Source organism: Cupriavidus sp. WS (assembly GCF_000395345.1).
GTDB classification, from domain to species: domain Bacteria; phylum Pseudomonadota; class Gammaproteobacteria; order Burkholderiales; family Burkholderiaceae; genus Cupriavidus; species Cupriavidus basilensis_B.
Genome location: NZ_AQPL01000591.1, coordinates 1 through 6395, shown reverse-complemented (window position 1 = coordinate 6395; position 6395 = coordinate 1). Strand labels below are relative to the sequence as shown.

The following is a 6395-nucleotide window of genomic DNA, read 5'->3' as shown; positions in this document are numbered from 1 at the left end:
TGATCCGCCAGCCGCACGGCATCGTGCTGGTCACGGGCCCGACCGGCTCGGGCAAGACCACCACGCTGTACGCCGCGCTGTCGCGGCTCGATTCGCGCACCACCAACATCATGACGGTGGAGGACCCGATCGAGTACGACCTCGACGGCATCGGCCAGACCCAGGTCAACCCGCGCATCGACATGACCTTCGGCAAGGCGCTGCGGGCCATCCTGCGCCAGGACCCGGACGTGGTGATGATCGGCGAGATCCGCGACCTCGAGACCGCGCAGATCGCGGTGCAGGCCTCGCTCACCGGCCACCTCGTGCTGGCCACGCTGCACACCAACGATTCGGCTTCCGCGGTGACGCGGCTGGTCGACATGGGCATCGAGCCGTTCCTGCTGTCGTCGTCGCTGCTCGGCGTGCTGGCGCAGCGGCTGGTACGCCGCCTGTGCGCGCACTGCAAGCGCGAGGAAGTGATCGAAGTCACGCCCGAGGAAGCCGGCGCCCTGCTCGCGCAGGGCAAGCCGCTGCAGCGCGTGTGGCACGCGGTGGGCTGCGACAAGTGCGGCCACTCCGGCTACCAGGGCCGCATGGGCGTGTACGAGCTGCTCACCGTCGACGACGAGATCCGCACCATGATCCACCGCCAGTCGCCCGAATCCGAGATCAAGCAGGCGGCGCTGGCGCGCGGCATGCACACCATGCGCGGCGACGCGCAGCGCTGGATCGACAGCGGCGCCACCGCGCTGGAAGAAGTGCTGCGCGTGACGCGCGACTAGCCCGGACACGGAAACCAGCCATGCCCGCCTACCGTTACGAGGCCGTCGACGCCGCCGGCAAGACCGACCGCGGCGTGATCGAGGCCGACAGTCCCAAGCAGGCGCGCGGCCAGTTGCGCGCGCGCGGCCTCACGCCGCTCAACGTGGATCCGCTGGCCGGCGCGGGCGGCGTGCAGAAGAGCAGCACGGCGTCCTTCGTGCGGCGCCTGTCCACCCAGGAGCAGGCACTGTTCACGCGCCAGCTCGCCAGCCTGATCGTGGCCGGCCTGCCGCTGGACGAGGCGCTGGCCGCGCTGGCCGACCAGGCCGAGCGCCGCTACGTGCACGAGCTGCTGGCCGGCATCCGCGCCGAGGTGATGGGCGGCAGTTCGCTGTCGCTGGCGCTGCAGCAGCATCCGCGCGACTTCCCCGACATCTACCGCGCGCTGGTCTCTGCCGGCGAGCACTCCGGCCACCTCGGCCTGGTGCTGGAAAAGCTGGCCGACTACATCGAGACGCGCAACACGCTGACCGCCAAGATCCGGCTGGCCTTCACCTACCCGGCCATCGTCACCGTGGTCGCGTTCGCCATCGTGATCTTCCTGCTCTCCTACGTGGTGCCGCAGGTGGTGAGCGTGTTCGCCAACACCAAGCAGAAGCTGCCCACGCTGACCATCATCATGCTGGCGCTGTCGGATTTCGTGCGCAACTGGTGGTGGGCCGCGCTGGCCTTCATCGTCGCGGTGTCGCTCGGCATCCGCAGCCTGCTGCGCCAGCCCGGCGTGCGGCTGTCGTGGCACCGCTGGCTGCTGACCGCGCCGCTGGTGGGCAAGCTGATCCGCGGCTACGACACCGCGCGCTTCGCCAGCACGCTGGCCATCCTGGTGTCGGCCGGCGTGCCCATCCTGCGCAGCCTGCAGGCCGCCGGCGAGACGCTGACCAACGTGGCGCTCAAGGACAACGTGGACGACGCCACCACGCGCGTGCGCGAAGGCGCCTCGCTGGCGCGCGCGCTGGCCGCGCAGAACCAGTTCCCGCCGGTGCTGGTGCACCTGATCCGCTCGGGCGAGGCCACCGGCAACCTGCCGATCATGCTCGAGCGCGCGGCCGAGGGCGAAGGCCAGGAACTGGAGCGGCGCACGATGTTCCTCACCAGCCTGCTGGAGCCGCTGCTGATCCTGAGCATGGGCGTGGTGGTGCTGCTGATCGTGCTGGCGGTGCTGATGCCGATCATCGAGATCAACCAGCTGGTGCGGTAGCGGGCCGGCCTTGTCCACAACGTAAAACGGCGCCTTGCGGCGCCGTTTTTTCCGACAGGGGTGGTGCGGGACCGCTTATTCGGCGGCCTTGGCGGTCTTCTTCGGTGCGCGCTTGGCCGGGGCCTTCTTGGCTGCCGGTTCGGCGGCTTTCTTGGCGGCCGTCTTGGCAGGCGCGGCCGTCTTGGCGGGCGCGGCCTTCTTCGCAGCCGGCGCCTTCTTGGCGGGCGCGGCGGCCTTCTTGGCCGGTGCCTTGGGCTTGGCTTTGGCCTTGGGCTTGGCCTTCGGTTCGGCCGCCGGCGCTTCTTCGGCGGCTTCTTCGGCGGCTTCTTCGACGGCCTCCCCGGCCTCGGCAACCTGTGCCGCGGCGGCGGGTTGCGCCACCGGCGCCGCTGCCACGGCCGCCACCTCTTCGACCTCCTCGACCGCCTCGGCCTGCGGCGCCGGCGCGGCTGCCTCGGCCTCGCCGCTCACTTCGACGGGCTCGGCCGACCGGACCGGCCGGACCGGCTCGATCACCGCGACCGGCTCCTCGACCACGGGCGCGATCACCGTCGCGGCGGGCGCGACGAAGATCGAGCGGTCCATCGGCCACGGGGTTTCGCTCAGCGTGACCTCGGGACGGGGCGGCTTGCGGCGGCGCGCGCCGTCGGCAGCGGCGGCGCCGTCCGCGTCGGCGTCCGCCTGCGGGTCGGCATCGTCGAAATCGTCATCCGCCATGCCGAGCGCGTCCAGCGGATCGACCACGAACGACGGGACTTCGTCTTCCTCGTGCTCCTCGGCGGCGAAGCCGGGCCGCGGCGCGGGCTGGATCGGCAGCGCGGGCTGCTGCTGCGCCTGCGCCGGCCGGGCGCCGTGCGGCTGCTGGGCACCCTGGCGGCCTTCGCCGCGCCGGTTGTCGCCACGGCGGCCTTCGCGTCCGTCGCGGTTGTCGCGGTTGTCGCGCGCTTCGCGGTTGTCACGGTTATCGCGATTGTCGCGGCCCTCGCCCTGGCGGCCCTCGCGGTTTTCACGATTCTCGCGATTCTCGCGATGGTCGCGGTTCTCGCCCTGGCGCGCTTCGCCGCGGTTTTCACGGTTGTCGCGATTGTCCCGGTTTTCTCGGTTCTCCCGGCTTTCCACCGGGCGATTCTCCACCGGGCGATTCTCTGCCGGGCGGCTTTCCGGCTGGCGATTTTCCGGCTGGCGGTTCTCGCCCTGGCGGTTGTCCCGGCCTTCACGGCTTTCGCGATTGTCCCGGCTATCCCGGTTGTCGCGGTGCTCTCGATTGTCCCGATTGTCACGCCCTTCGGCCGGGCGGCCATCCTGGCGGTTCTCCGGCTGGCGCGCTTCCGCCGGGCGGTTCTCGGCGGGGCGGTTCTCGCCCTCGCCCGCCTTCGCGCGGCGCTTGAGGCGCACCCACAGCGTCTTGTTGTTGCCGCCGTTGCGCGTCTCGACCTCGAACAGGCCGGTGGCCGCCACCAGCTCGGAGAGCTTGCCGTAGCCGTAGTTGCGCGAGTCGAATTCCGGCGCCTGCTTGGCGATGTGGGTGCCCATGCTGCCCAGCGTGGACCAGCCTTCTTCGTCGGACACGGCCTGCGCGGCGTTCTGCAGCAGGCGCACCAGGCGCGAGTCCTGGCGCAGCTCGCCGCTGTTGCGCTTGCGCGCGGGCGCGGCCACGCCGTCGGCTTCCGCGTCGGTGTCGGCATCGCTGTCGGCGGCGCGCAGCACGTCGGCGAAGATGAACTTGTCGCAGGCGGTGACGAAGGGCTTGGGCGTCTTGCGCTCGCCGAAGCCGTACACGGTCAGGCCCTGCTCGCGGATGCGCGAGGCCAGGCGGGTGAAGTCGCTGTCGCTGGAGACGATGCAGAAGCCGTCGAAGCGGCCCGTGTACAGCAGGTCCATCGCGTCGATGATCATCGCGCTGTCGGTGGCGTTCTTGCCCACCGTGTAGCGGAACTGCTGGATCGGCTGGATCGAGTGCGAGAGCAGGCGCTCCTTCCAGCCGGCGAGGTTGGGCTTGGTCCAGTCGCCGTAGATGCGCTTGACGGCGGCCACGCCGTACTTGGCGACTTCGGCCAGCAGGCCTTCTACGATGGCGGGCGCCGCGTTGTCGGCGTCGATCAGCACGGCCAGGGTCGCGGTGCCCTGGCGGGAGGAAATGGTCATTTAGGGTCCTGGAGGCCGGTCGGCCTCGGGTGGGGCGGCTGCACCGCGGCGCGCTCCCGCAGGATATGGCGCACGATCCGCATCTGCCCGTTCGTTGTGCAAGCTGTTTGCAGCGCAGTGTACACGCGAAGCCGTGACGGCACCGCAAAGCGCGCCGGCGACGGGCGCATTTTTTGCTGCGACGCAAGGTGCCGCGCCTTTTGGGCCGGTGCTACCATGCTGCGAAGAGACACGGTCGTTCCACGCCTTCACAAGAGGCGGCGGGCGGCCGCCCACAACTGAAGTGAGTCGGCGATCCCGACTGCATTCCCCATAGAGGAGCACCCATGAATGCCCCCTTGACTCCGCCGGTCAGCGACGCCATCCGCCGCGCGCTCGAGAACGTTTCCCTGGACGACAAATACACGCTGGAAAGCGGCCGCATCTACATCAGCGGCACGCAGGCGCTGGTGCGCCTGCCGATGCTCCAGCGCGAGCGCGACCGCGCCGCCGGCCTCAATACCGCCGGCTTCATCTCGGGCTACCGCGGCTCGCCGCTGGGTGCGCTGGACCAGTCGCTGTGGAAGGCCAAGGCGCACCTGGCCGCGCACGACATCGTGTTCCAGGCCGGCCTGAACGAAGACCTCGCGGCCACCTCGGTGTGGGGCTCGCAGCAGGTCAACATGTACCCGGACGCGAAGTTCGACGGCGTGTTCGGCATGTGGTACGGCAAGGGGCCGGGCGTGGACCGCACCGGCGACGTGTTCAAGCACGCCAACTCGGCCGGCTCCTCGAAGCACGGCGGCGTGCTCGTGCTGGCGGGCGACGACCACGCCGCCAAGTCCTCCACGCTGGCGCACCAGTCCGAGCACATCTTCAAGGCCTGCGGCCTGCCGGTGCTGTATCCGTCCAACGTGCAGGAATACCTCGACTACGGCCTGCACGGCTGGGCCATGAGCCGCTACTCGGGGCTATGGGTGGCCATGAAATGCGTGACCGACGTGGTGGAATCGTCGGCCTCGGTGGCGCTCGACCCGCACCGCGTGCGCATCGTGCTGCCCGAGGATTTCGCGCTGCCGCCGGGCGGCCTCAACATCCGCTGGCCGGACCCGCCGCTGGAACAGGAAGCGCGCCTGCTCGACTACAAGTGGTACGCCGGGCTGGCCTACGTGCGCGCCAACCGGATCGACCGCATCGAGATCGATTCGCCGCACGCGCGCTTCGGCATCATGACCGCCGGCAAGGCCTACCTCGACACGCGCCAGGCGCTGTGCGACCTGGGCCTGGACGAGCAGACCTGCGCGCGCATCGGCATCCGCCTGTACAAGGTGGGCTGCGTGTGGCCGCTCGAGGCGCACGGCGCGCGCGCGTTCGCCGAGGGGCTGCAGGAAATCCTGGTGGTCGAGGAAAAGCGCCAGATCATGGAGTACGCGCTCAAGGAAGAGCTGTACAACTGGCGCGACGACGTGCGCCCCAAGGTCTACGGCAAGTTCGACGAGAAGGACAACGCCGGCGGCGAATGGTCGATCCCGCAGAGCAACTGGCTGCTGCCGGCGCACTACGAGCTGTCGCCGGCCATCATCGCGCGCGCCATCGCCACGCGGCTCGACAAGTTCGAGCTGCCGTCCGACGTGCGCGCGCGCATCGCCGCGCGCATCGCGGTGATCGACGCCAAGGAAAAGAGCCTGGCGGTGCCGCGCGTGGCGGCCGAGCGCAAGCCGTGGTTCTGCTCGGGCTGCCCGCACAACACCTCGACCAACGTGCCCGAAGGCTCGCGCGCGATGGCCGGCATCGGCTGCCACTACATGACGGTGTGGATGGACCGCAACACCAGCACCTTCAGCCAGATGGGCGGCGAGGGCGCGGCGTGGATCGGGCAGATGCCGTTCGCCGGCGACAAGCACGTGTTCGCCAACCTCGGCGACGGCACCTACTTCCACTCCGGCCTGCTGGCGATCCGCGCGGCGATCGCGGCCAACGTCAACATCACCTACAAGATCCTCTACAACGACGCGGTCGCCATGACCGGCGGCCAGCCCATCGACGGCAAGCTGTCGGTGCAGGACGTGGCCAACCAGGTCGCGGCCGAAGGCGCCAGGAAGATCGTCATCGTCACCGACGAGCCGGAAAAATACACCGGCGCCATCCGGCTGCCGCAAGGCGTGGAAGTGCACCACCGCGACGCGCTCGACAAGATCCAGCGCGAGCTGCGCGAAGTGCCCGGCTGCACGATCCTGATCTACGACCAGACCTGCGCCACCGAGAAGCG

Annotated in this window: 3 protein-coding genes and 1 pseudogene; 3 read left to right on the top strand and 1 reads right to left on the bottom strand. The window is 69.9% G+C overall.

Translation table 11 applies throughout. From position 1 onward, the window contains the following. On the top strand, window positions 1–764 hold a 764-nt coding region (locus tag K206_RS0135220; RefSeq protein WP_020206953.1), incomplete at its 5' end, for a GspE/PulE family protein. A gap of 20 nt (window positions 765–784) precedes the next feature. Further along, window positions 785–2002, top strand: a complete 1218-nt coding sequence (gene gspF, locus K206_RS0135215; protein WP_020206952.1) for a type II secretion system inner membrane protein GspF — start codon at window positions 785–787, stop codon at window positions 2000–2002. Between the two features lie 1287 nt (window positions 2003–3289). Here the strand turns inward: gspF and K206_RS44500 are convergent. Next, window positions 3290–4147 (bottom strand): annotated as a pseudogene (locus K206_RS44500) (NYN domain-containing protein); the annotation flags it as partial. 326 nt (window positions 4148–4473) lie between these two features. Here K206_RS44500 and K206_RS0135205 point away from each other — a divergent pair. Beyond that, the coding region (locus K206_RS0135205; RefSeq protein WP_029044436.1) for an indolepyruvate ferredoxin oxidoreductase family protein at window positions 4474–6395 on the top strand (1922 nt) is incomplete at its 3' end.